Annotated in this window: 24 protein-coding genes; 11 read left to right on the top strand and 13 right to left on the bottom strand. The window is 44.0% G+C overall.

All coding sequences use genetic code 11. The annotated features are described in order from the left end of the window. The first annotated feature begins 136 nt into the window (after window positions 1–136). On the top strand, window positions 137–1,009 hold the full coding sequence (locus QFZ51_RS24345; protein ID WP_429049896.1) for an alpha/beta fold hydrolase: 873 nt from the start codon (window positions 137–139) through the stop codon (window positions 1,007–1,009). 59 nt (window positions 1,010–1,068) lie between these two features. Further along, window positions 1,069–1,662 carry a dihydrofolate reductase family protein gene (locus QFZ51_RS24340; RefSeq protein WP_429049894.1) on the top strand — a complete coding sequence of 198 codons (594 nt, stop codon included), beginning with the start codon at window positions 1,069–1,071 and terminating at the stop codon, window positions 1,660–1,662. Between the two features lie 892 nt (window positions 1,663–2,554). Here the strand turns inward: QFZ51_RS24340 and QFZ51_RS24335 are convergent. The 7 genes from QFZ51_RS24335 to QFZ51_RS24305 all read right to left on the bottom strand — a co-directional run bounded on the left by QFZ51_RS24335 (window position 2,555) and on the right by QFZ51_RS24305 (window position 9,610). After that, window positions 2,555–2,941 carry a VOC family protein gene (locus QFZ51_RS24335; RefSeq protein WP_429049893.1) on the bottom strand — a complete coding sequence of 129 codons (387 nt, stop codon included), beginning with the start codon at window positions 2,939–2,941 and terminating at the stop codon, window positions 2,555–2,557. A gap of 174 nt (window positions 2,942–3,115) precedes the next feature. Further along, window positions 3,116–3,682: a DUF4256 domain-containing protein gene (locus tag QFZ51_RS24330; RefSeq protein WP_429049892.1), complete on the bottom strand. Its 567-nt coding sequence runs from the start codon at window positions 3,680–3,682 to the stop codon at window positions 3,116–3,118. Window positions 3,683–3,772: 90 nt separating this feature from the next. After that, window positions 3,773–6,658: a glycosyl hydrolase 115 family protein gene (locus tag QFZ51_RS24325; protein WP_429049890.1), complete on the bottom strand. Its 2,886-nt coding sequence runs from the start codon at window positions 6,656–6,658 to the stop codon at window positions 3,773–3,775. A gap of 86 nt (window positions 6,659–6,744) precedes the next feature. After that, window positions 6,745–7,929, bottom strand: a complete 1,185-nt coding sequence (locus QFZ51_RS24320; RefSeq protein WP_429049889.1) for an epoxide hydrolase family protein — start codon at window positions 7,927–7,929, stop codon at window positions 6,745–6,747. A gap of 255 nt (window positions 7,930–8,184) precedes the next feature. After that, window positions 8,185–8,571, bottom strand: coding sequence for a hypothetical protein (locus QFZ51_RS24315; protein WP_429049888.1), 387 nt, complete (start codon window positions 8,569–8,571; stop codon window positions 8,185–8,187). Between the two features lie 12 nt (window positions 8,572–8,583). After that, on the bottom strand, window positions 8,584–9,444 hold the full coding sequence (locus QFZ51_RS24310; protein WP_429049887.1) for an alpha/beta fold hydrolase: 861 nt from the start codon (window positions 9,442–9,444) through the stop codon (window positions 8,584–8,586). Then, the gene (locus tag QFZ51_RS24305) at window positions 9,425–9,610 is read right to left on the bottom strand and encodes a hypothetical protein (protein WP_429049885.1); all 186 of its coding nucleotides are present in this window, start codon (window positions 9,608–9,610) and stop codon (window positions 9,425–9,427) included. The genes QFZ51_RS24310 and QFZ51_RS24305 overlap by 20 nt, the downstream gene beginning before the upstream one ends. A 57-nt stretch (window positions 9,611–9,667) precedes the next feature. Between QFZ51_RS24305 and QFZ51_RS24300 the strand changes: the two genes are divergently transcribed. Further along, window positions 9,668–10,177 carry a dihydrofolate reductase family protein gene (locus QFZ51_RS24300; RefSeq protein ID WP_429049883.1) on the top strand — a complete coding sequence of 170 codons (510 nt, stop codon included), beginning with the start codon at window positions 9,668–9,670 and terminating at the stop codon, window positions 10,175–10,177. Between the two features lie 41 nt (window positions 10,178–10,218). Here the strand turns inward: QFZ51_RS24300 and ppsA are convergent, their stop codons facing one another. Together ppsA and QFZ51_RS24290 are read right to left on the bottom strand one after the other, a co-directional pair. Then, window positions 10,219–12,831 carry a phosphoenolpyruvate synthase gene (gene ppsA / locus QFZ51_RS24295; RefSeq protein ID WP_429049881.1) on the bottom strand — a complete coding sequence of 871 codons (2,613 nt, stop codon included), beginning with the start codon at window positions 12,829–12,831 and terminating at the stop codon, window positions 10,219–10,221. 6 nt (window positions 12,832–12,837) lie between these two features. Beyond that, a complete protein-coding gene (locus QFZ51_RS24290) occupies window positions 12,838–13,293 on the bottom strand; it encodes a MarR family winged helix-turn-helix transcriptional regulator (RefSeq protein ID WP_370907575.1) in 456 nt (151 codons plus the stop codon). Between the two features lie 285 nt (window positions 13,294–13,578). Between QFZ51_RS24290 and QFZ51_RS24285 the strand changes: the two genes are divergently transcribed. The 3 genes from QFZ51_RS24285 (at window position 13,579) to QFZ51_RS24275 (ending at window position 15,558) form a co-directional block, all read left to right on the top strand. Continuing rightward, window positions 13,579–13,755, top strand: a complete 177-nt coding sequence (locus tag QFZ51_RS24285) for a hypothetical protein (protein WP_429049878.1) — start codon at window positions 13,579–13,581, stop codon at window positions 13,753–13,755. Window positions 13,756–13,848: 93 nt separating this feature from the next. Continuing rightward, window positions 13,849–14,856: a bestrophin family protein gene (locus tag QFZ51_RS24280; protein WP_429049877.1), complete on the top strand. Its 1,008-nt coding sequence runs from the start codon at window positions 13,849–13,851 to the stop codon at window positions 14,854–14,856. Between the two features lie 30 nt (window positions 14,857–14,886). Then, window positions 14,887–15,558: a succinate dehydrogenase cytochrome b subunit gene (locus QFZ51_RS24275; protein WP_429049875.1), complete on the top strand. Its 672-nt coding sequence runs from the start codon at window positions 14,887–14,889 to the stop codon at window positions 15,556–15,558. Between the two features lie 105 nt (window positions 15,559–15,663). Here the strand turns inward: QFZ51_RS24275 and QFZ51_RS24270 are convergent, their stop codons facing one another. Together QFZ51_RS24270 and QFZ51_RS24265 are read right to left on the bottom strand one after the other, a co-directional pair. Continuing rightward, a complete protein-coding gene (locus QFZ51_RS24270; RefSeq protein WP_429049874.1) occupies window positions 15,664–16,419 on the bottom strand; it encodes a hypothetical protein in 756 nt (251 codons plus the stop codon). Window positions 16,420–16,656: 237 nt separating this feature from the next. Then, window positions 16,657–17,034, bottom strand: a complete 378-nt coding sequence (locus QFZ51_RS24265) for a hypothetical protein (RefSeq protein WP_429049873.1) — start codon at window positions 17,032–17,034, stop codon at window positions 16,657–16,659. 325 nt (window positions 17,035–17,359) lie between these two features. On the opposite strand from QFZ51_RS24265, the gene QFZ51_RS24260 reads away from it, so the two are divergent. Continuing rightward, window positions 17,360–18,031, top strand: coding sequence for a class I SAM-dependent methyltransferase (locus tag QFZ51_RS24260; RefSeq protein WP_429049870.1), 672 nt, complete (start codon window positions 17,360–17,362; stop codon window positions 18,029–18,031). A gap of 32 nt (window positions 18,032–18,063) precedes the next feature. Here the strand turns inward: QFZ51_RS24260 and QFZ51_RS24255 are convergent, their stop codons facing one another. Next, window positions 18,064–18,441 carry a hypothetical protein gene (locus QFZ51_RS24255; RefSeq protein WP_429049868.1) on the bottom strand — a complete coding sequence of 126 codons (378 nt, stop codon included), beginning with the start codon at window positions 18,439–18,441 and terminating at the stop codon, window positions 18,064–18,066. Between the two features lie 135 nt (window positions 18,442–18,576). Here QFZ51_RS24255 and QFZ51_RS24250 point away from each other — a divergent pair, with 135 nt between their 5' ends. Together QFZ51_RS24250 and QFZ51_RS24245 are read left to right on the top strand one after the other, a co-directional pair. Next, window positions 18,577–18,915: a winged helix-turn-helix transcriptional regulator gene (locus tag QFZ51_RS24250; RefSeq protein WP_429049867.1), complete on the top strand. Its 339-nt coding sequence runs from the start codon at window positions 18,577–18,579 to the stop codon at window positions 18,913–18,915. Between the two features lie 33 nt (window positions 18,916–18,948). Continuing rightward, on the top strand, window positions 18,949–19,851 hold the full coding sequence (locus tag QFZ51_RS24245; protein WP_429049866.1) for a hypothetical protein: 903 nt from the start codon (window positions 18,949–18,951) through the stop codon (window positions 19,849–19,851). A 14-nt stretch (window positions 19,852–19,865) separates the two neighbouring features. On the opposite strand, the gene QFZ51_RS24240 is transcribed toward QFZ51_RS24245, so the two are convergent. Further along, window positions 19,866–21,131: an LVIVD repeat-containing protein gene (locus tag QFZ51_RS24240; protein ID WP_429049864.1), complete on the bottom strand. Its 1,266-nt coding sequence runs from the start codon at window positions 21,129–21,131 to the stop codon at window positions 19,866–19,868. A gap of 179 nt (window positions 21,132–21,310) precedes the next feature. Here QFZ51_RS24240 and QFZ51_RS24235 point away from each other — a divergent pair, with 179 nt between their 5' ends. Together QFZ51_RS24235 and QFZ51_RS24230 are read left to right on the top strand one after the other, a co-directional pair. Then, complete coding sequence (locus QFZ51_RS24235) at window positions 21,311–22,282, top strand: 3-keto-disaccharide hydrolase (protein ID WP_429049863.1); 972 nt, start codon at window positions 21,311–21,313, stop codon at window positions 22,280–22,282. Between the two features lie 347 nt (window positions 22,283–22,629). Continuing rightward, entirely contained in the window at window positions 22,630–22,953 is a 324-nt protein-coding gene (locus QFZ51_RS24230) for a S24 family peptidase (protein ID WP_429049862.1), read from the top strand. Window positions 22,954–23,018 lie beyond the last annotated feature (65 nt).

The following is a 23,018-nucleotide window of genomic DNA, read 5'->3' as shown; positions in this document are numbered from 1 at the left end:
TTGATAAAATCTGCACAACAGACTTGTTTTGTCGGAATTCTACCCCTAAGTTGTCGCTTTCACCCCATGCCGGATCCTGAAGAGAATGATAGTTTTGTATTGTCAATAACATTCAAACTAACATTCAAACAGCGATATGAAAAATCTATTCAGAACACGTCATCTTCTTAAATCAATACTGTTAATTGCAATTATGGCTATAGCATCGCAATCAAGCGGACAGCAAGCGAAACCTTCCAGCAGCGGCTATGCACCTGTTAATGGCATCAAAGTTTATTATGAAGTATATGGCGAGGGCAGGCCTATCATTTTACTGCACGGTGCTTTTATGACAATTAATACAAACTGGGGCCAATTGATCCCCGAGCTGTCAAAAACCAGAAAGGTAATTGCCATCGAATTGCAGGGACACGGACATACACCGTATTCAGACAGGGACTTATCGCATGCTGCTTTAGCACGCGATGTGGAAGGAGTAATGGATTATCTGAAAATTGACAGTGCAGATGTAGCAGGATTTAGTTTTGGCGGCGCTATAGCTTACGAATTTGCTATACAAAGTCCTAAACGCTTAAGAAATCTGGTCATCATTTCGGCTACCTATAAAAGTACCGGTTGGCTGCCCGTAGTAGGCGATGCGTTTAAAAAAATGAAGCCGGAGTTTTTTGCGAACACCCCTATGAAAACTGCCTATGATGCTGTGGCGCCTGATAAAACAAAGTGGACAAAGTTTTTAGAGCAGATGATTGCCTATGCTGCAGTGCCATTCAACCTCGGGGAGGCCAATATTTCGAAAATTACCGCACCGGTGTTAATCATATCCGGTGATAATGATGGACTGGATAAAATTGAGTTAATAAAAACATATCAATTATTGGGAGGTGCTGTTAGTGCTGATCTGGGGACAATGCCCAAATCGCAATTGGCCATCGTTCCTTCACAAGGTCATGTTACCCTGATGATGCAGACAACAACAATATTGAACTACCTGAACAATTTTTTAAAGTAACCGGTAGATCTCAATATCAGAAAAACAACTTTTATCTTAATTGTAAAAAAGAAAGTAAAATGAGAAAAATAACTGTTTTTTCAATGATTACACTGGATGGCGTTATGCAAGCACCTGGTGGTCCGCAGGAAGACACTTCCGGCGGCTTCAAATATGGCGGCTGGACTTCATCTTATGGTGATGAGCTTTTTGGCAAGATCATGATGGAAGAGCTGAAGCCGGCAGATTATATTCTAGGTAGAAAAACATTTGAGATTTTTGCATCTTATTGGCCTCAACATGCTGACTTTTGGCCTGGTATTAATGATGGCGCTAAATACGTGCTGTCGCAGACCATGGAAAAATCAGATTGGAAAAATACCATTTTCCTCAAAACTCCGGCAGATATCGAAAAGCTGAAGAATTCTGAGGGTGCAGATATTCAGGTATGGGGTAGCAGAAAGCTCGTTCAACTATTACTTAAACACGACCTGGTGGACGAACTCCGGCTCAAAATTTACCCGTTGATTCTCGGTGAAGGAAAAAAGCTCTTCGAGAACGGCGGGATCCCGGCAGCATTTACGTTAACAGAAAGCCAGGTGACTTCTAAAGGGGTTATTATAGCGAATTACAAACGGGCCGGGGATGTTGTGACAGGTGATGTTGGGCCTTGAGTTTCAGTTTGTTTAATTATCGGGATGGTTCTTCGGAGCCATCCCCATGATTGTTAAATCCACTTTAGCTGAACAAGTATAATTTTTAGCATAAAAAGTACTGCCAGACACGGAAATAGAGAGGCTGCTGTTTTAGGAGATTTATAAAATATATACCGAAACCACTGACAGTGGCAAACCTCAGACTTTGACGTAATATTTGGTTAGAAGACGTTTATAGATATCATCAAGTAGATACAAATCATTTCTTTCCAACTTTTCCCAGCAGTCAGTTGTAAAGGACCCTTTTAGATTGTGTTTGGAAGAATTTGCTGAAAAAACAATCCTGCTAAATGCATGGACATCATCGTGACATCCGGAGAAATTTATAGTTGTATCCATCCGGGCCTTATCAATACACTTGGTATAATTTGATTTCTGCTGCTTGGTTAATCTTACATTACGAAACCTTGATCCCGGTTTATAATAAGACAAGTTCCTAATGCCGTTTATTCTTTGTCCTTTTTTATACAAAATAGGCAGTGAGCTTCCAGCTGAGAACATATATAAATACTCGCTTATGCCCAAGGTTTCCAGTTGTGTTATCTTGTCGTTTATCAACCGTTGAGCTCTTAGACTGTCTGCAGTATATTCCTGATTTTGAGACGATGCTGACAAAGCAAATAAGATGAAAAAATAATAAATAATATGAGTTTTCTTATTGTCATGGCAATCGCATTAATGATCGGATAGTAAGATAGCTATTAATTTGTCGCTTTTGAAGTATTTAAAAAAGTCATTCTAGTCATGTTGATCGGATGCCAGTGGCAAGACATAACAAAAAGGGTGCCTTCTACAGCACCCTTTTTATTTATCTGCTTAAACTAATATTTCCAGTCGCTCATTAGCGATACTACATTTGAAATATATTGAACTTATGACCATCAGGATCAGCAAACACGAAACCATAATAGCCCTTTCCAAATTCCTCTGGCTGTGAAACTATTGTTCCCCCGGCGTGCTCCACCTCTTTTGCCCAACTATTAACCTCTTCCTTAGTTTCAACAGAAATAGTGAAAATAATTTCATTGCCGGATTTGGTGTCTATTATTTGTCCCTTCATAGCAGGTTCAAGTATATCCTTCAAAAAGAAATGGATGATGAAATCTTCCCCGCCAAAGAAGAAGCTGGTGAGTTGGTCCGACGCTCCGTTTGGCTTAAATCCAAGTTGTTTATAGAACTTAGTGGTTCGTTCTAAATCACTGACACTGAAATTCGCCCAGATTTTTTTTGCTTTCATAAACTAAAGGTTTTATAGTTAATGTTTTTATTTTCGATACAGATTTGGATGCTGCTGAAATGTTCATCCGTGTTCCAAATCAGTTTCAAAGATAGTCCTTAAGCTTATTAAGCACGATGGTAGTTTGGGAGATTTTGGGGGGCTATTTCTGCCATTCTCACTGTATTATGGGAATTATACCCTTAACGATCCGCGAAAGCCCCTGGCGGCATAGTAAGATTCCGCACCATTATGATACACAAAAACATGATCATAACGACGATCACAGAAGAGCGCGCCGCCAAGTTTTCTTATTGCAGGGGGCGTTACGATCCAACTCGATGTTTTCAAATCAAAATTGCCAAGTTGCTGTAAGTCGTGGTATTGGGCTTCCGTTAAAACCTCGATACCCATATCCGCAGCCATTTCAATGGCGCTGTTTTCCGGTTTGTGTTCTTTCCTCGACTCCAGTGCTTCATGGTCATAACAGATACTTCTGCGGCCCTTGGGGCTTTCAGCTGAACAATCAAAGAAAATGTATTCATCTTTATTTTTATCATATCCTACCACATCCGGTTCGCCGCCGGTTAGTTCCATTTCATCGAGCGACCACAATTTCCCTGGGTTTGCTTCCAGCTTTGCCTGTACTTTGGCCCAGTCGAGCCCTTTGTGACGGTGCTTGTTCTTTTCAAAACGGGTTTTCAATACGCTGAGGAGTTCCTGTGATTGTTCGGGTGACAATTTTTTTTTAGCGTTTTTCATATGGTGGTAATTTAGCGCTTTTATTTGCTGTAAAAATAAGAAATTTAGTTTGTGTGATTCACAGTGCTTTCTATCGATATGAGGCCTTAATTACGGAATGGCACTATACGCCTTTTTCAATCCTCCAAGGTCAATCCGGATTTCATCTAATATTACCCCCGGATCCATGCAGTATATTTTTAACTGATGCTTTCCGGCGCTTAGATGCGGCATATCAATTTTCTTTTCAGCCCTGTTGCGCAACACATTTTGTTTCCACTCTTCACTTCTGCCAAAAGTTTTATAGTCAACTATTTTTAATGGCCCATCATCGATGGAAACAGCATAACGTAAATGATAAAGGTTATTTAACGGGTGGGTGGGTAATGTGAAGATAGTAATGCCCGGATCTGCGGAGGAGAAGGTATAGAAATCATATTCAACATAAGAGTGGTTGCTTTTAATAACATCAGGGTCTGTCGGCAATTCACCGGCTATTGTCACTGGCAAAGCCTGTAGCACCGTGTCTTTATATCCCAGTCCTTCTACAAAATTCCAATGCTGCAGCCCTCTTTTCACTTGCCGGGAAAAATGAGATGCCTGTATGGAAACAAATCCACAGTTTTCAATTTTACCCTTATAGTCTAAAAGCGCCGGAATATTTCGTTTAATTCCCTGGATGTTTACCTGCATCTGCCTGCCAGCTCCCTGGAACGTTATGTGACCGGTCATTTTTTCATTGCCAGTAAATTTGTTCCAGTCAAGGTCCACCCATATTCTCATTTCTTTTTTGCCAGGTTCTGTAGTTAACACGCCACTGCTGCTGGACAACCGGATCCAGTTATCAGAGGTGGTTGCTTTCCATTCTACCGGCTGATTTTTACTTAAGAAGATGTCAATAAAATGTTTCTGCTTATTAAATACATCAAAAACCGGTAGCGACTTCGATCCGGTCGTGCTTAACAGGGAAGAATCTTTGGTTACTAAACCTTCGGGAGCAATATCCCAACTGTTTGTACTGTCGATATGGATGGGCGGTATAACGGGCGCCTGGTACACAGGGAGACTTCTCGGCTCCATCGACATCATATGCTTCCACTTACCGCCTGCCAGTGTTGTGTTATAGTAGGCGGTTTCCCGTACTATACTTTCATAAGCATCTGAAGATAATTGGGCATAATCGTATGCACTTAACCTGTTTTGTTTGGCGTATAAGTAGCTTTTATCCCTGTAAAGAAATTTTTTATTCATCAGCGCGGCACACACGATGGGATAATACACCAACTGATAAAACGCGTCTGTGTCCTTAACGTTGATTTGTGACCGGATATTTCTCATTCCTGTCTCCAGCATGCTGTATTTGTCTATCCGGCGCCGGGCCTCATCTCCAAAGAAAAAATGATTATAGCCGGTATAATTTGTTGGGGTAGTCGGTTCGGTTTGGCTCCATCCCATAAACTCGGGTCTTCTTTCGAACGCCAGTTGATAGTATTCCCATAGCATGTCACTAATTTTCCGGGCATGGGTGGTTCCGAATATAGACCCTGCCCAATTCGTCAGGTGATCTTTGACATACCTGCTGTCCCTGAATGGTTTTATGTTATATGCCATATCCAGGAACAACGTTATATTGTACTCAAGGGGCTTGATATCTCCCACATTGAGTACCCACAACCTGTTGGCGCCTGTTTCGAAGGCTTTCAGCATTTCTTCGCGGATCAATCCGGGAGGCGTGGAACTAAGCCAAAGATAATCATGAGGGCGGCCCCAATAGGAAGCATGGTAATAAATACCGGACCCACCGCTGCGTCCCTGCTCTGTTTTATTATTGAGGCGGTGTATGTAACCGTAGTTGTCATCGGGCCACACAATGGTTACATCATCGGGAACCTTCATGCCAGCATCATATATTTCCAGTACTTCTTTGTAAGGAGTTAGTACCTGTGGTACAGCTGTTACATCTTTGTTGATGTACCTGGCGAGCATCTCCCGTTCATCCCCGATAATTTTCTCCACTATGGGAACAGCGTCCCGGAGATCTTTAATACCTTCCATCTGGCCATCATGCACGCCCCTCATGCCGAGGGTATAAATGGCATTGATGCCACGGCTTTCCCGGATTCGGTTTTCCCAATAGCTGTAAATCTTTTCTTTGTTGGTGAAGTAATTAAACCGGCCCATCGTTTTTTCATCCCATTCGCCTACATTATTTCTCAGCATTGGCTCCGCGTGAGAAGAGCCAATAATGATCTGATAGTCTTCCGCGGTTTTTATATTGCCGGGGAAATGAAAGAATGCTTTGGTAGAAGGGTGCATGGCGGGCCATATCAGGTTTGCTTTTAAACGGAGGAGCAGTTCAAATACCTTGGCGTATGTTTTCGGGCCAATATCGCCTGTTCCGGGTTCAAAGGTTTTAGCCGCCCACGGCTGCAGGCCCCAGCCTTCATCATTGATAAAAATCCCCCTGTATTTTACGGAGGGAGGGGCGGAGGTATAGTCTTTTATATCGATGGAAATTTTTTTCCTTTTTACCGGCTTAACATCGGCCCACCAGTACCAGGGTGAAACGCCCAAACGGGCAGATAAATCAAACACGCCATAAGCCGTACCTCTGGGGTCGCTTCCGCAAATGAGGAGTGCATTTTTAATATTTTTTGTCGGGGCTTTCAGCAGTCGGTAGCCATAACTTTCCCATTTACCGTTTAAAGAGTCGAGGTTTATCTTATTGCGGAATCGGGCAATGATTTCAGCATGAATGTTTCCAATAACAATCACATTTCCGCTTACATCAGCAATACCTGCTGAGGTGGAAGGCCGGAAGCCACTGATCTGTTCAATATCCGATGCAAGAAGATTGGCAGTAATGGAATCTAACTTACTGTTCGCATCATAACAAATAGACACCTTATTATGAAGCGTAACAATGTCAAATTCCTGTGCCCGTGCGTGGCTGTAAAAACTAAACAGGGTTAGTAAAGTGATGGTTACTTTTTTCATGTTAATACGTACGGATCACGATGGCTTTTCAAATACATAGGGGGTATTTTCATACCCCCTTTTGTAATCTTTAAATTGCTATGGTTTTATTTTCCCGGGTTACTTTTGAAAAAAGTATCCACTTCATTCACCCACAAATCGGGGGCTTCCAATGCAGCGAAGTGGCCACCTTTTTCCATGACGGTAAACCGTTTTACATTTGTTTTTCTTTCCGCCCATTCCCGTGGTGTTGGTGCATCTCCGGGAAATACCGCGACGCCGGTAGGAGTATTCACCTTCTGGCCCGAAGCAAGTTGCTGATAAGCGCCTTCGGCATAAGTACGCATGGAGGAGTTAATGGTTTGACTAACCCAATAGATCATGATATTGGTGAGCAGCTCGTCCTTTGTGAAATGTTCTTCAATAGTGCCACCGGGTGATCCCCAGGTATTAAACTTTTCAACGATCCAGGAGGCCAGGCCTGCAGGGGAATCATTCAGACCGAACGCCTGCGTTTGCGGCTTCGTGGCGTGGAGCATGGAATATGCCCCTTCCCGGTACCACCATTGCTGTATGAACTGTCCAAATTCCTGTTCGGCTTTGGACATAGTACTCCAGTCTTCCGAGCCGTTAGGATACCCTACATCCGACAGGTGGATGGCTGGCACGTTTTCAGGATAAAGATTGGCGATGGATTTGGCGATGCCGCTGCCTACGTCTCCGCCGGCCACCAGGAAGCTGTTGTAGCCGAGCACGTCTTTCATCAGTGTGGCGAAAATTTTTGCAGAACCGTCGTCGGTCATGGATACATGGCTCGAGAAGCCGAAACCGGGAATGGAAGGCACTATCACATCGTAATCATCCGTTAACAGCGGAATGGCTTTGTAAAAGCGATAGAAACAATCAGGCCATCCGTGTATGAGCAGCAGGGGCCGGGCATTGGGGTTTTTACTCTTGATGTGCAGGAAATGAATGGAGACACCATCTATTTCCACTGTAAACTGTGGAAATTTGTTAAGTGCGGCTTCTTGCTTGCGCCAGTCGTACCCGTTTTGCCAGTAGGCGACGAGGCTTTTGAGAAATTCGGGGTCAGTGCCGTATTTCCAGCCAATGTTTTCAGGCGCATCGGGCCAACGGGTTTGGCGGAGGCGGGTTTGGAGATCGTCCAGTACAGTTTGTTGTACATCGATTTTGAAGGGCTTTACAGTAAACATATTGTTGCTTTTTTTGGATTGTGCGTGGGAAGTCAGGGCTATCATTGCGATGGCCAGTACAAGAATAGTTTGTTTCATGTGTTGGATGTTTGTTGAAACAAAGTTATAAACGGGTTGTGACAACAGTATGTCAGTTGTAGATAGACACTAAAATAAAAAATATAATTGATTATAAGAGTAAATAAAATGTCGGGGTGACACTTTTTTAAACCTTATCTGTGGGGAGGGGAGTGATGGATTTTTTTCTTTTTCTTTTTATTGGATTATCCTCATCGGGTATAGAGGGATATACAATTTTATGCGTTATTAAAAGGGCCCTCATATAATTGACAGCTATGGTGTCTTTTTCCTTAAAACAACGTTTTCATTATCGTTGTCGTCTTCCTCCAGTATTAATTTCCAGTTTATTTTTTCAGCAATGTCAGTTAATAAACTGATGTAAAAAGTTTCATTTTCAGGTGTAGATTTTGATCCGATGATGGCGATTAAATTAACCCATTCGCTGTTGAAATCTTCGGCCCTGCCATAACTGCCATTCCGCGAATTGATAGCAGTAACGTTGATCCACGGAAGACCTTCCATGTTACAGAATTCCTGGTTCCCCTTGGCTTTTAACTTCCCGGTATTTTCCAAAACGCTGAGAACATCGTTGGTTAATAGTTGCTGGCTATAAGTTTCGTTACCTCGTATCTCGTAATACCAGTAAAGGTGTGACCACATATTTTTTCTATTTTAACCCAGGAATTTAATGATCAGTTTTAACACTTCATCAAAATTTGTTTCCAGCGCCATATGGCCGCCATCAACAATATGAACCTGGGCGCCGGGTAAGTCCCTCTTGTAGCAATGGGCTTCCTTTACACTAAAAAAAGCATCATATTTGCCCCATATAATCAAAGCAGGAGGCTGGTGAGTGCGGAAATATTCCTGGAAAACCGGGAACATTTTAATGTTATTTTCAAAATCACAGTTCAGATCAAATTGCATATCAATATTACCAGGCCGCTTCATACAGTCCCAATCGAGCTGCCACAACTCAGGACTAACCCTGGGTAACAATTCCTCCGGCAGTCCTGCGGTATATTGCATCTTTACACCTTCCTCACTTAAGAACGCTGAAACTTTCGCTTTCTTCTCAGGGGTTGGGTTTTGCCAATAGTCAATCGTTTCATCCCACTGCGGGCCGATACCTTCATCATAAGCGTTGCCGTTCTGTACTATTATCCGCGCTATCTTTTCAGGATGGTTAACGCATAGCCGCAGTCCGATCGGACAGCCATAGTCGTGCAGGTAGATAGTGAAGAACTTCAGGTTTATTTCATCCGTAAATTTATTGATATACGCTGATATATTACTGAAGGAATATTCAAAAAGATCTTTGTCCGGAAAACCACTAAAGCCAAATCCCGGGTAGTCCGGGGCAACGAGGTGAAACCTGTCTGATAAGGCTACTATCAGGTTTTTAAACATCACAGATGAGCTTGGGAATCCGTGCAACAGTAATATGGAGGGGTTTTTTTTGTCTCCGGCTTCCCGGTAGAAAATATCGACACCATCAACTTTAACTGACCTGTTAAAAATTTGCCTGCTCATATTGCTGATATTTATTGATCAAAAACAGCGCTTGATTGAATACCAAAGATAATTGATAATTAAAAAACCCGGCTTCATCAGGTGCTCCGGTGCCGGCATTTTGGGATTTGCCAATCTGTCGCAAACGCCCCCTTAAATTGTCGTTTGCAGGGGAGGCGTGACTCATCTGATCAGCGTATTTTTGTAATGTAATATTTTAGTTCATTACAATAAAGCTTAGGAAATGAGAATCGTTATTTATCTCGCTGCTTCTGCGAATGGAATGATCAGTAATAAAAGAAATGTACCTGATTGGTTATCGCCGGAGTACGGGGAAGGGTTTATGGCGATATGTCAACGTACACAGGCGGTGGTCATGGGAAAAACCACCTACAACATCCTGGCGCCAAATTACCTGCCGATTAAAGAAGGTTCGCTGGTGGTGTTAACGCACGATGCCAGCGCCACACCGGCTCAATCCAATGTGTTGTTTACCAGCGACGGCCCGGAAAAGATTGTAGCGCAGCTCGCTGCTAAAGGACATACTGAAGCAGTGATCATTGGTGGTACGCAAACAGTAAGCGCATTTATGAAAGCAGGATTGGTGAATGAAATAATCCTGGTGGTAGAACCCGTGTTATTTGGGAGCGGATTACCTCTTGTCAGCGGCCTGGAGTTTGAAAACCGCCTGGAGTTACTGGATGTAAAGAAATTGAATAATAACACCGTCCAGGTGCACTATAAGTTGTTATAGTAAAAAGACCTGCGTAACCTGCAGGTCTTTTTACCCTCCTCTCAAAGTACTTCTATATATCCGTCTGTTCCGTTCACCCGGATTCTTTGTCCGTCTTTGATCAGCCTGGTGGCTTTGTCTACGCCAACAACGGCCGGTAACCCATATTCCCGGGCAATAACTGCACCGTGGGTCATCAGTCCGCCCACTTCGGTGACCAGGCCTTTTATGGATACAAACAAGGGCGTCCAGCTGGGATCTGTAAAGGTGGTGATTAATATGTCACCCTCTTCTATATCTGCGTCTTCCATGTTCAGGATAACGCGTGCCCGCCCTTCTACAACCCCGGAAGAGACAGCCAGGCCCGGAATAGCCCCGGCCGGCATGTTTTCGTGCTTGTACTCACCTGTAACGATCTCACCATCGGAGGTGATAACGGGTGGGGGAGTTAGCTTATCATATAATTTGTATTCATCTTTCCGTTTGTTGATGACCTGGTAATCCAGTTTATTGGTGCGTACCACTTCGCGTAATTCTTCAAAAAAAAGATAGTAGATATCCTCTTTCTCATGAATAACGTTGGCTCGTACCAGTTGTGCCGCTTCTTTCAGTAACGCCTGCCTATACACGAAGTAACGGTTAATCACACCGTATTTCGGATATTCACGGTACCCGGCAAAGTTCCGGATCAGGCTGATCATTTGTTTTGCTTCAGCAGCTTTTCGTTTGCCTCCCGGTAATTGCTTCAGCCGGTCTAATAGTTCCTGTTCCTTTTTCAGCGCGGCCTGTTGTCCCTGCTCAAACTTCAAACGGCTGGCACCAGGCTCAAAGTTCCTGACATGGCTGAGGATCATCGGAACAAGGATAATGGGTTTTTCACTCCAACGGGTTTTGGTAATATCAATTTCCCCGGCGCACCGCATGCCGTATTTGTTGAGATAAGCATTAATAGCGTCCCGGGCTTCCTGTCCGCCATTCAGCTTAACCAGGCCTTCCAGGAAGTTATCGTCTTTCGCCTGCTGTAAATACGCCACTACTTCCGGGTAGGGGCGGATCACATCTGCCACATCCAATAGTTCCAGCCCCATTTCTGCCGTAATATTGTTGGATACAGACAGTGAAAGCGTATCAGCCACATTTTTTTCACCCAGCCACTTCATCATGTTTTGGTTAATCCAGGTGGCGGCATGCATCGCCATCATGATTATATCCAAACTTTTGGGGTTAAATGATACTTTCTTTAATTCCTGGATATCTTCCGGAATAAAATCAAACAGGTCTGAGCCCGACTTAGTTTGTATTTGCTGTTTTAACGCTTCTATGGATGCCTGGCTAGCCTTAATTAAATCAGCAGCAATGGCGGGGTTGTTTTCGAATTCGGGCGGAAAGGTCCACGACATTACTTTATTGCGGCTACGCTGATCCGCTGCTTTGTTATCGTCCGGCAACGATTTAATAAAACCCTTTCGCTTTACGATGGTCATGAGCGCGTCTTTTATGAGCGGATGGGATTGTCCCACGACCGATATGATCTTTTTTCTGCTGGCGGGAGATGCCAGGGCGGCGGCTATGTCAGCAAATAATCTGCCGCCGGCTTTGTGCATGGCGCCACCTGTTGTTAACAGGAAGAAAGATAATCCCAAGGGTTTCATGGCGTCGGTCATCATTTGCTGATGCCCCACGGATATATAAACGTGATTTTCGGAGTCGTTTGCTTCAGGGATGGGATATAAAGTAGTGATGGGCCGGCTCTGTACAATATAGAACTTACCTTTATGCAGGCACCATTCAATATCCTGGGGACTACCGAAATAAGCTTCAATTTTTCTTCCAATCCGTTCAAGCGTTCTGATCTCTTTATTGGTAAGCGTTGGCGCACTTTGTTGTTCCGGCCCGATCTCCTGCTGTTTGGTGCCGCCTTCCGCTGAGGCAAGAACCGCGATTTTTTTTGAAGAAATTTTCCGGTCAATAATCCTGCCCTCCCGGACTTTATAATTATCAGCATTTACAATCCCGGAAACCAGAGCTTCCCCTAATCCGAAGCTGGCGTCAATAGACACTACCTTCCTGTTGGAGGTAACCGGGTCTGCTGTAAACATAATCCCTGCGGCATCTGGAAAAATCATTTGCTGAATCACAACAGACAAATACACTTTTCTATGATCAAATCCATTTTGCAAACGATAGGTGACTGCCCTGTCGGTGAACAACGATGCCCAGCACTTGCTGATATGCGCCAGGATCGCTTCTTTGCCGGTGATGTTCAGATAGGTATCCTGCTGACCGGCGAAGGAAGCGGTAGGAAGATCCTCTGCAGTGGCGCTGGAGCGTACCGCATATGCGTGTCCTTCACCCAGTTTTTTAAGATGGCGGGTGATCTCCTGTTGAATATCGTCCGGAATGACTATTGCTTCAATTACCTTCCGGATTTTTGCAGCGGTATCACTGATAGCTTTCCTGTTATCCGCTTTTAACACGGACAGCTGGTCCAGCAGTGAATTAAACGTTTCATTATTCGCTGTAACTTTTTTATATACATCCGTGGTAACGCAAAAGCCACCGGGTACCTGTATCCCCTCCATCCGGGATAGTTCTCCCAGGTTGGCGCCTTTGCCGCCTGCCATTGCGAGTTTTGTTTTATCGATTTCGTGAAAATCCAGTATGCTAACTCCCATATTCAATTATTTTTTATTGAGCTTATCGGTTGTTTCATTCATTATTTCAATTGCCTTTAAAAAGTAGGCTTCAATCACTTTGATTTCTTTTTCAGAAAAGGAAGCAATCAGCATTTCTGACTTGCTCCGGAATTCTTTATAAAGTGGCGCCAGCAATGCCATTATATTAGGGGTGATGGGCTCAATGATCACCTTACGCCGGTCATCTTCCGCAAATCGTCTTTTTACCAGTTTTTTCTTTTCAAACCGGTCTATCAGGCCGGTAACTGCACCTGTGGTTAAACCGGTGATGTTGGAAAGTTCGCCGGCAGTCATTTGCCCTCTCTCCAGTAAGAACCCTAAATATTTATGATCAGTTCCGGAAAGGCCGGCCTTCCGGGCAACTGCTTCATGCATCTGAATAGAGGTGTATGAATGTTGCTGGTTCAATTTTCTTATTCTTTTTATTACCTCGGTATCCATTTTTATATCTTATTAACTAATTATCTTAGTTACAAAGATAATATTAAATATGACGTGTGCAAATAGTTTTGTAGGAAAAGCGGGCAGGCGACCGCCAGCGATTCACTGTATTTCGTGTGTAGGCAAGTGAAATGACGAAATATCGTGTGATTTCTTTTGTTGGTTAGAAGGTAATTATCTGATTTTTAATGAATTATATGCCTGGCCCATCGATTGCCTCTGCTGAAGCGTTTTCGGCATGACGGGCAACCCGTCCTGTTTTTCATCTTTTAAAATGATAATAACATGAACATCTTCTCACATCTGCTGCACCCTGGTACAACACCCACTCCTGATGGCCGTACAGAACCGAAGGAGCCCGAGGTGATATTGCCCTATCACAATGAGAATACCGCAGAAGGCGGGGAATTCCTGGACGACGCCATCCGCATGGAGGATGTACCATCCGCACCGGAAGCCTAATAATGTGCGCCTGTTACCTTTAATTCAACGCTGGCCCCCGGGGAACAGTGGTGGGATGGTTATTGAACAATACAAAAACTGAAAGTCGGAAATATGCATGTAGGTAAATCATACAAATTCGGGGAATTTCTCTTCTGGACACGAAGGAAGGTATATGTTTTGCTGGTTTTGAGCATTGTGCCCGTGGTACTGTACGAAACATGCGGCCTGGAATGGATCAGTATTCCCTGGACGGTAGTGGCATTGTTAGGTACTGCCACAGCTTTTACGGTGGGTTTCAAAAATACGCAGACCTATAACCGCACAAATGAAGCACAACAGGTTTGGACCTCTATAGTAAGCTTCAGCAGATCGTGGGGACTATTCAGCAGGGATTTTTTCAGTAGCCCGGCTACCACAAAGGAACTGATCTACCGCCATATGGCCTGGTTAACGGCATTGCGGTATGAGATGCGGTCATCACGCCCCTGGGAAACGGTCGATAAAAAGCACAATACAGAGTACCAGCGACTTTTTCACGTAACAGAAAGGGAAACACCATTGGAGGCCGAGCTGGGAAAATATATTTCCAACGAAGAACTGCAGGAGGTGTTGGCAGCCAGTAGTATAACTGCCCGTATTTTGTCGAACCAGGGCAAGCTGCTGCGAATATGCTATGATGAGCAGCAGATGCAGATTGCGCAGTTTCTCGAAATGGAGAAGGGGCTGAAAGAGTTTTATATCAGCCAGGCTAAATGCGAGCAGTTGAAAAACAGTCCGTATCCGCGGCAATATGCCATTGTTAACCGTTTTTTTATCCGGTTATTTTGCCTATTGCTGCCGTTTGGATTGCTGAAGGATTTTGATCAGTTCAATGAGGTGGTGGACGGGGTGATGAAAGGGCACATGGTATGGCTGGTGGTTCCGTTCAGCATCATGATTTCCTGGATGTATACGTCGCTGGAGCAAATAGGTGAAAGTACCGAGAATCCTTTTGAAGGCAGCGCGAACGATGTACCGCTGACCAAAATATGCCGCGACATTGAAATAGAATTGCGCGAATTGTTGGAAGAAAAAGATCTTCCTCCTAAATTGTATCCTCAGAATAATATCCTGCTGTAACTGCTTTGGCAGTAAAAAATATTCTTTATCATGAATTGGTTTATAAGATTTTTCTCAAGTTCTATCGGAAAAAAATTCCTTGTGGCAACAACGGGCCTGTTTTTAATCAGTTTTCTGGTGGTACATTGTTTGGTTAATGCGGCCATCTTTTATAACGACGGGGGCAAAACATTTACCATCTGGGCGCATTTTATGGCCACCAACGTGGTTATCCGGACGATTGAGATTGTATTGGTGTTTGCTTTTATTGCGCACATTGTACAGGGCTTGTGGTTATGGAAAACCAACCGGGATGCCCGCCCGGTGAAATACCTGGTAAACAAGCCCGGCGCCAACAGTACCTGGTATAGCAGGAGCATGGCATTGCTGGGAACGATCATTCTATTGTTCCTGGTGGTGCATACCTCCAATTTCTGGATTCCGAACCGGACCAACCAGTTTTTACACGGAGAGGAGCTGCCCCTGTATGAAATGATGCTGGAGAAATTTCAGCATCCGGTAGAAGTGATCATATATCTTGTTGGCTGCTTTTCGCTTTTCTGGCACCTGCTGCACGGATTTAAAAGCGCTTTTCAATCGCTGGGGTTAAATCATGTGAAATATAATGCGCTCATCAATTACTCCGGTACTGCATTTGCCGTTATTGTACCGTTTATACTGGCCATGATGCCGGTGGCTATTTACCTGCAGTGGATAAGGTAGGCATTTTTTGATTAAGGTATTTTTAGAGAGATATCTCACTATGCAAAGAAAAAGCCTTCAGGTTGTTAAACCTGAAGGCTTTTTTAAAATCAAGCAACTACCGCGTTAAAACTTAATCAGCAGCTTTTCAGAAATGAGCTTATTATCTTTATAGTACTCAAAATACCAGTCTCCGTTTTTCTTCAGCACTATTCCATGAGATGCATCACTATCGGCAATAAAATAATCCTGCACGGAGGTTTTTAGCAGCGTTAGCACTTTTTTCGGAGAGGTGTCAATTAACTGGAACCCGTTTGCTGTTGGCTGGGCATATAAAGTACCAGCAGCTTCTTTTGTTTCTGCCACTGCAGGCGCAGGTGTAGCGGCTGATGCGGGAACCGGGGCAGGGGCAACGGTTGGCGCAACGGCCTGTTGAGGCGCTTCAGCGGTGGTGCCGTCATACGCATATGGTACGTCATTCAGGGACGTAAAGGCATCTCTTAAAGCAAGATTATAGGAAGCAGCAAATTCTTTTTCCCGGCTTTTGCCTTCTTTACTTTTAAAAATGACATTGCCTTTGCAGTCTTTTAATAAAAGTGTAAGGTTGGTGACAAACAGTCCTTTTTTCTGCACCACATCCGCATTCAGGGCATTGCACCTGTTACCGGCCAGTTCTTTTGGTATTTCTGAATTGTCGAAATAAACGGTAAATCCTTTTTCTTCCAGCAACGATTTAGCTACGGTGTTTAGCCCATACTGGTTATCTTCCCGGGAGAAATTGAACCTTTCCGGTATCACCACGTATTTGTAATTATTAATTGTGCTCTGGGCATACCCGGAAAATGAAGCGAGCAAAAGAATGATTAAAGCGTATCTTCTCATAAAGTATTTTGTATTCTAGATTACGACGAATATATACAAAATAATGATCAAAATCAGCAGAATCCCGGAACCGGCGGACACATTGCTGCATCCTCCGGTCCCGGGACCTTAAGGCACTTCTTTGTGCACCTTGTAATAAATCATTTTTAAATTAACTACAGAAAATAGAAAAAAGTTAAGCCCGGACAGAGGTAGGTCGCTTATAGCGTGTAACGTTGCAGGGTTATTTATATCATACTATCTGCCGCAGTCAGCTGTCCAGGACCGGCCGTCCCTTGCAAAGCCTATCACGAGCTTGTCCTTATTGATCGTAATAAGACCGGTACCTGATGATCCCATACTTACCATTGTGTTATCGTCCTTCCGCTCAAACTGAACGCCGGTAAGGTCAGGAATGCCGTCGGAAAATCTGAAGTCATACCGGGTACCAACCTTTGTAACGAAAACGCTGCCATTGTCCTGGCTGATGTTTTTTTCCGAGTCAACATACCCGATCTTTCCCCTGAATGTACCAGCAAAGATATCTGTGTCTGCAGGGTCGGTGTCCTTGCTGCAAGAAGCAAAAAGGATGGCCGATAACAATAACACACCAATGACGCTAAGAATCGATTTCATAAACTGTTTTTTTGGTTATTCAATAAAGATTTAAAATCCAAAAATGCAATTAGCATACCAGAAGCGCTTTTCAACGGAGCAAGTTCTTCTATGTATCAGACTATCATTGGGTTTACGGGGTCATGCAGGTAAAACGGCAGCTGTGTGAGCCCATACACAAAATGGGTAAGTATGTTCTTGCTATGGATGCAATTCAGCCCGCAAAGTGGACTGAAACGTTATATTTCGTAATTTGTTAGTATAGGTTTTTATAGAAATAAATACCGGAAAATAGCCTCCCGCGCAGAGAGCGCTTAAGTAATTATCACATCATCAAAATTAAATCATGGATCAGTCAACAAAAATAACTACCTCCTGGCATGCCAATGCCGACAACTGGATTGCATCCATTGATAATGCTGAAATTGAATCGAGGATACTGGCGACTAATGATGCCATTGTAAACATCATTTGTTCCCACAATATTCAATCTATAATAGACATCGGCTGCGGAGAAGGATGGCTCACTCGTTGCTTGCAAAACAAAGGAATAACGGCCTTTGGTGTGGATGCTGTAAGCGCATTGATAGAAAATGCCATTAAAAAGGGCGGAGAGCATTATGCAGTAGCCAGTTTCAATGACCTGGCCACCGGTAAATATACCATCGGAAACAAACCCGGAGCAGCTGTTATCAATTTTGCGCTACTCGATAAAACAGATTCGGATGCACTGTTGAAAAATATTAATAAACTCATTGTGCCCGGGGGCCTGGTGTTCATTCAAACGTTGCATCCATCCGCAATTGCACAGCAGGAGCCTTATGTTTCCGGATGGAAGGAAGGGAGTTGGAAAGGTTTGAAAAGAGATTTTCAGCAACCCTATGAATGGTATTTCAGAACATTGGGCGAATGGGCGTCGTTGTTCAGCGAAGCAGGGTTAACGATCCGGAATATAGAAGAACCATTGCATCCTCAAAGCCAAAGCCCTGTATCCATTATTTTTGTACTGAAGACATAGTGCTTTCATTTTCCGGATCGTTCCCTGTTGCTTTATTGGCTATTCACCATAGATAACGGCAGAAACATTTCCCTGGACCTTAAGAACATGGCTATCCAGAGTATCGCCAGGAACACAGCGGAAGCAAAGGGCTGTGCACCGGATATTTCCAGGCACAGGGCGCCGCCGAAATAACTAGTGGCTAACAGGAAGCCGGTTTTATTTGTTACCGGGTAAAGCAGCAGCGCTGCAATGATTAGTTCTGTGATGCCAAGTGCTTTTATATAATTGCCAAATCCTGATTTATTGAGGAATTGCATTACTGATGCAGGTTCCGCTCCAAGTAATTTCATTACTCCGCCCATAACAAGTACTATGGCAGGAATGACCATCAGTACTGTAGATAGGATACGCTTCGTTTTGACTGTCATCGTTATTTTTTAAGGCTGTTAATAATTATGCAGCAAAAGTATCTACATTTGCTATACAGCTGATAGTACTATACCATCGGATAGCGCTATCCATCGGGAAAGTAACGGGAAAACATCGTTAGAAATAAAAAAAAAATGCTGACACGGGAAGGATGCCCCCATAATGTACTTGCTATAAAAGACGCCCTGGATGCCCTGGAAGGCAAATGGAAGCTGCTTATTATGCTTTCTCTGTCCACAGGAAACAAGCGCTTTAAACAAATATCAAAGGAGGTGGGCGGTATTACAGATAAAACGCTGTCGAAGGAATTAAAAACGCTGGAAGCGAATAAACTGATAAAAAGAGAAGTGCACAATACTTTTCCGCCTACGGTTGAATATTCCATCACCCAGCATGGAACATCTATCGAAAAAGTGCTGGACTCATTGTATAACTGGGGAGTGGAACATAGAAAACAGGTGATAGGAAAGTAATTCCTCTTTAAGTATAACAGCGATCCTGTAAAGATGACCATTTTTGAGCTACAACAGTATATTGAGGAAGCAGAGAGAAATCCGGTGCTCTACCAGGAGCGGGAATTTGATCTGCGTATGGAGGTCATTGACTTCATCGACTTCCAGGTGATAGAGCGGATTAACGAACTCCTGTTGAACGCGCCGCAACCGGATCCATTGCTGGTACTCAGGAACCGCGCTGAAAAAGTAAAGTCTAGGCTGGAAGGAATCGATGTTAACCTGTTTCAGCAACTTCAGCGAACCATCAGTACAACCGGATTTACAACAAACGGGTTCAAACACCTGGTGAATAAATACGTGGATATTAACCCGGATGGTAACGGGCATGGGGAAGAAGCGGGGTATGATAACCTCGATATTTTTATCAATGGATTATCCCCGCTGCAAACAATGCCGGAGCAGACCAGGGATCTTGAACCTGAAATGGTTTATTATCAGAAAACACCGGCGAGGATCGTGTTTGAACTGGTAGAAAAAGTTCTTTTCATAAAAGAAGATGTCTTTTTCGATATCGGCGCCGGCCTGGGACAGGTGGCTATCCTCGTAAATCTGCTCACCGGCATCGCCACCAGGGGAATTGAATTTGAGCCGGCCTTCTGCGATTATGCAGGGGCCTGCGCTGCGGCACTCCATCTGCCGGCTGTTACATTTATAAATGTGGATGCGCGGGAAGCCGACTATTCTGAAGGAACCGTATTTTTTATGTTTACGCCCTTCAAAGGCGAAATCCTGCAGGAAGTTTTATCGATCCTGCAAAAAGAATCGGTAAAGAGAAAGATCAGGCTCATTACCTACGGCCCCTGTACTTCCCGCGTAGCATTGGAAAGCTGGTTGTATATTGCCACACCAGCGGATGATAATATGTATAAACTGGCTGTTTTTAATAGTTATTAACAGGAAAGCCCCTGTTAATATGGATTACCCTTTACGTTTATTTTGCTTAACAGCTGCGGGTTTGTGATGGAGCTGTAGTTGTATTGATAAATGCCGTCCCTGGCGCTCACCAGCAGGCGGTGCTGGCTTTCAAAGGGAATTACATCGTATGTCTCCGGCCCTGTTACCAGCTTTGCAGTGGTGATGTTAGTAGCATTTGTGGCATCCATGAAGCGAAGTCCGTACTGGCCCTCACAAATGAAAAGCTTCCCGTTATCAATACCTAAACCGTGTGGGTTGCTCATTTCGGTAGTGCTCAACTTTATGGGTTGATCCACATTGCTCACATCAAATACCTGCAGCTGATTGAAATTGCCTGCGCAGGCTGCACCGCTCCTGATGGTTACATATGCTCTGTTTCCTTCCACTACAACCGGGTCGCATGCCCTGAAATGTGTTACCATAGAGCGTTTGGTTGGTACTGCCGGATTAGTGATGTCATAAATGAACATGGCGTTCTGGCTGCCGATAAAAAGATATTCACCATAAGGGAATATGGTTTCAATAAAGGCATTAAAGGTTTGCAGGCTTTTAAACACCGGGTTAGCGGCATCCGAGAGATCAAATGTTTTTAACTGCCAGGAATTAACAGTATAAAGGTAATCTTTAGCGATGGTAAACCGGGCCATGGATCCACCTTTGCCGGTGCCGGCCTGGTTTTTATAAGAGGAGGCCACTTCTGCGCTGGCAAGATATTGTATGTTAGGATCCGGATCGCAATCGCAATAACTGGTATCCCTGGTGGTATAACCAATCACGATGCTGTCACGGTTATAGTGCCATCCTACCAGCAGGCCGTTTACGTTGGCCGGCAAACTGGTGGCTTCCGGCACACGTTTAACAAACCTGATGTTGCGCGGATCGCTGATGTTGAATACAATCAGGTCAGCATAGCTGTCGGCATAAAGGAAGTCGCCTTTTATAGCGATATCGATATTCCCCATTACATTGATAAAAGAAACTTTCTGAGGAGATGATGGGTTACTGTTATCTATGATGTGGATGCCGGCGTAAGGCTCGTTCACAAAAATATACTGGTCTTTCACATAGATTTTGCCCGTAAGGATGATCTCCTTTGGCGCTTCCGATTTGATAGAGGCCCAATAGTCGGTCAGTGCCATCATAACGGGAATATTTATTTTAGTTTGGATCATTTTGGTGCACTTGTCCTTTGTGCATCCGCCCAGTACCAGGATAACCGCGAGAATAACCGGGAATTTAATATAGGTAGAAATATGCATGGGGAAGAGCTTTGATGTTTAACGCAGGCCCTGGAATAAATGTTACAGAAGGGGATACCGGTAAATATCACGATAATTATAGATTTGGGAGCTGGTTTAAATAAACCCGATAAAGTGCTATAAGAAGCAGGATCAAATATTTATCTTTATAGCTTTCTTCAATAAACATGGACATGAACATGAATAGAAAAAGTATTATCGCAGGTCTGATATGCTGCATGGGGCTGGGATTAGCTAATCCTTCCGGTGTAATGGCACAGGTATCGGCTATTAAGACCGAAGCCGTTAAAGGCGGGGCCCTGATTGGCGCCTGGGATATCAAGGTCAGCGAAAATGGAGTAGATAAGCCCTCCTGGCTGGAAGTGGAGCTTTCCGGTTTTAAAACCCTGGTAGGTCGCTTTGTAAGCACCGGCGGCAGCGCCAGGCCCATCTCCAAAGTAAATTTTGACAACGGGAAGTTCAGCTTCTCCATTCCGCCGCAATGGGAAAGGGAAGACCGCGACCTGACGCTGGAAGGCACTGTAACCGATGCCGGAATAAGCGGTACAATCCATACCAGCGACGGACAGTCCTACTCTTTCACGGGGGTAAAAGCGCCGGATCTTAAAAGAACGGCAGCGCCAACCTGGGGGAAACCCGTGAAACTGTTTAACGGAAAGGACCTCACCGGCTGGAAAGCCCTGGGTCAGAACCAATGGATCGTTAAGGACGGCATCCTTGCCAGCCCGCATTCCGGCGCTAACCTGATCTCTGAACAGAAGTTCACCGACTTTAAGCTGCATGTGGAGTTCCGCTACCAGGCCGGTAGCAATAGCGGCGTTTACCTGAGGGGCCGTTATGAAACACAGATCATCGACAATCCTAAAACAGATCCGCCATCCAGTCACCTGTTTGGTGGGGTATACGGATTCCTGGTGCCAAACGACATGGTGGTGCTTGGCCCCGGTCAATGGCAAACTTTTGATATTACCCTGGTAGGTCGCCTGGTAACGGTTGTTGCCAATGGCAAAACCATCATATGCAATGCCGCCATTCCCGGTATTACCGGCGGTGCATTGGATAGCAATGAAGGTGAACCCGGCCCGATCTATTTCCAGGGAGATCACGGTCCTATTGAATTCAGGAACATCGTCATTACCCCTGCAAAATAAAAAAGCATAAAAAAAACGTGATACAAATTCAGTATCACGTTTTTTTTATCCGGGAGAATAGAAAATTTTATTACTTTTGCGGCAGTTGTTCTTTATAGAAAATGCCCCGGCAGTATCCCCAAATAGTTTGATACCTGCGCTGCCCGCAGGTTTTGTTATTTCACAGCATACCATTTGTTATACCCGCCTGTCTTGTGTAGCCCAACAGTGTTTCACCATCATGCTTATAATTGAATTTGCCCGCTTCAGTTAACCGCTCCCGCATATTGGCTTCAGTAACTCCATGCGCCTGCACTACGATCATTTACTATATGGTCATCCATTTTTATTCAATCAATTAAAACAACATGAACAAGTACGAAAGATTAAAGTCCGGATTGGAAACTACCGGCACAGGAAAAATGAAAGCCTTTGGCTCCTCTATGTTACCCATTTTGAAAAGCGGCACCCTGCTCACTTTTGTAAAGCAAGCGGAATACGTCATTGGCGATATTGTGTTTTGCAAAGTAAAAGGCCGCTACATCGATGCACACAAGGTGATTAAAAAAGATACCAATAAAGGTTACCTCATAGCTAATAATCACGGTTTTGAAAACGGCTGGACGAAGGTGATCTATGGCCGCGTGATTCTCGGTGAATATGAAAATAAGGTGATCTACAAAAAAGACTGAACCCCGTAATGTCTTTTACAGATGGTAAGCATCTTTCCCTTAAATTTAATAAATAAATTAGCTGA

Origin of the sequence: Chitinophaga sp. W3I9 (genome assembly GCF_050434025.1) — a bacterium.
Lineage (GTDB): Bacteria > Bacteroidota > Bacteroidia > Chitinophagales > Chitinophagaceae > Chitinophaga.
This window is presented reverse-complemented; position numbering and strand designations above follow the sequence as displayed.

Bases quoted from the DNA above. Each gene is read 5' to 3' on its own strand.
- QFZ51_RS24345 (WP_429049896.1), top strand. From the start codon at position 137: ATGAAAAATCTATTCAGAACACGTCATCTTCTTAAATCAATACTGTTA.
- QFZ51_RS24340 (WP_429049894.1), top strand. From the start codon at position 1,069: ATGAGAAAAATAACTGTTTTTTCAATGATTACACTGGATGGCGTTATG.
- QFZ51_RS24335 (WP_429049893.1), bottom strand. From the start codon at position 2,941: ATGAAAGCAAAAAAAATCTGGGCGAATTTCAGTGTCAGTGATTTAGAA.
- QFZ51_RS24330 (WP_429049892.1), bottom strand. From the start codon at position 3,682: ATGAAAAACGCTAAAAAAAAATTGTCACCCGAACAATCACAGGAACTC.
- QFZ51_RS24325 (WP_429049890.1), bottom strand. From the start codon at position 6,658: ATGAAAAAAGTAACCATCACTTTACTAACCCTGTTTAGTTTTTACAGC.
- QFZ51_RS24320 (WP_429049889.1), bottom strand. From the start codon at position 7,929: ATGAAACAAACTATTCTTGTACTGGCCATCGCAATGATAGCCCTGACT.
- QFZ51_RS24315 (WP_429049888.1), bottom strand. From the start codon at position 8,571: ATGTGGTCACACCTTTACTGGTATTACGAGATACGAGGTAACGAAACT.
- QFZ51_RS24310 (WP_429049887.1), bottom strand. From the start codon at position 9,444: ATGAGCAGGCAAATTTTTAACAGGTCAGTTAAAGTTGATGGTGTCGAT.
- QFZ51_RS24305 (WP_429049885.1), bottom strand. From the start codon at position 9,610: ATGAGTCACGCCTCCCCTGCAAACGACAATTTAAGGGGGCGTTTGCGA.
- QFZ51_RS24300 (WP_429049883.1), top strand. From the start codon at position 9,668: ATGAGAATCGTTATTTATCTCGCTGCTTCTGCGAATGGAATGATCAGT.
- ppsA (WP_429049881.1), bottom strand. From the start codon at position 12,831: ATGGGAGTTAGCATACTGGATTTTCACGAAATCGATAAAACAAAACTC.
- QFZ51_RS24290 (WP_370907575.1), bottom strand. From the start codon at position 13,293: ATGGATACCGAGGTAATAAAAAGAATAAGAAAATTGAACCAGCAACAT.
- QFZ51_RS24285 (WP_429049878.1), top strand. From the start codon at position 13,579: ATGAACATCTTCTCACATCTGCTGCACCCTGGTACAACACCCACTCCT.
- QFZ51_RS24280 (WP_429049877.1), top strand. From the start codon at position 13,849: ATGCATGTAGGTAAATCATACAAATTCGGGGAATTTCTCTTCTGGACA.
- QFZ51_RS24275 (WP_429049875.1), top strand. From the start codon at position 14,887: ATGAATTGGTTTATAAGATTTTTCTCAAGTTCTATCGGAAAAAAATTC.
- QFZ51_RS24270 (WP_429049874.1), bottom strand. From the start codon at position 16,419: ATGAGAAGATACGCTTTAATCATTCTTTTGCTCGCTTCATTTTCCGGG.
- QFZ51_RS24265 (WP_429049873.1), bottom strand. From the start codon at position 17,034: ATGAAATCGATTCTTAGCGTCATTGGTGTGTTATTGTTATCGGCCATC.
- QFZ51_RS24260 (WP_429049870.1), top strand. From the start codon at position 17,360: ATGGATCAGTCAACAAAAATAACTACCTCCTGGCATGCCAATGCCGAC.
- QFZ51_RS24255 (WP_429049868.1), bottom strand. From the start codon at position 18,441: ATGACAGTCAAAACGAAGCGTATCCTATCTACAGTACTGATGGTCATT.
- QFZ51_RS24250 (WP_429049867.1), top strand. From the start codon at position 18,577: ATGCTGACACGGGAAGGATGCCCCCATAATGTACTTGCTATAAAAGAC.
- QFZ51_RS24245 (WP_429049866.1), top strand. From the start codon at position 18,949: ATGACCATTTTTGAGCTACAACAGTATATTGAGGAAGCAGAGAGAAAT.
- QFZ51_RS24240 (WP_429049864.1), bottom strand. From the start codon at position 21,131: ATGCATATTTCTACCTATATTAAATTCCCGGTTATTCTCGCGGTTATC.
- QFZ51_RS24235 (WP_429049863.1), top strand. From the start codon at position 21,311: ATGAATAGAAAAAGTATTATCGCAGGTCTGATATGCTGCATGGGGCTG.
- QFZ51_RS24230 (WP_429049862.1), top strand. From the start codon at position 22,630: ATGAACAAGTACGAAAGATTAAAGTCCGGATTGGAAACTACCGGCACA.